Annotated in this window: 1 protein-coding gene; it reads left to right on the top strand. The window is 46.8% G+C overall.

Going from position 1 to position 720, the window contains the following annotated elements; all coding sequences use genetic code 11:
* Positions 1 to 720 (top strand): thrombospondin type 3 repeat-containing protein (locus A3735_RS10165; protein WP_197485827.1); only part of this gene is annotated, 720 nt, incomplete at both ends.

The following is a 720-nucleotide window of genomic DNA, read 5'->3' as shown; positions in this document are numbered from 1 at the left end:
GCACAGGTAACAATGCCGACAACGACGACGATAACGACGGCGTTAAAGATGAAGACGATGACTTCCCTCTAGACGCAAGCGAACAAACCGATACAGATGAAGATGGAATCGGTAACAATGCCGATACTGATGATGACGGCGATGGTACTGAAGATATTGCCGATGACTTTCCTTTAGATTCTGAACGTCAGAATAAGTCTGATAAGGATAACGATAACTGGTCTGCCAATCAGGACCCTGATGATACCAATGCCAGCATTCCAGGTATCGATTTTGTTGATACCGATGGCGATGGCATGGCTGATTCTGGTGGCAGAAATGATGACCCTGATGATGATAATGATGGTGTGATCGATACTGAAGATGCCTTCCCAACAGACCCTACAGAACAAAAAGACCAAGATGGCGATGGCACAGGCGATAATGCTGATACTGATATCGACGGTGACCAGGTGCCGAACGATGAGGATAAGTTCCCACGTAACCCATTTGAAAGTGTTGATACCGATGGTGATGGTATTGGTAATAATACAGATGAAGACGACGATGGTGATTCCGTACCTGATCTTCAGGAAGAGCAAGATGGCACCAACCCGCTAGAGCGTGATACCGATGGTGATGGCGTGCTCGATAACGTCGACCAAGGTCCAACTGACCCAACGGTACAGTTCGATTCAGACCAAGACGGTATTGATAATGCGATAGATAATTGCCCAGTTC

The sequence above is a fragment of the Oleiphilus sp. HI0061 genome (assembly GCF_001635675.1).
The sequence above is the reverse complement of the archived record's forward strand: the minus strand, read 5'-3'. Positions and strand labels throughout refer to the sequence as shown.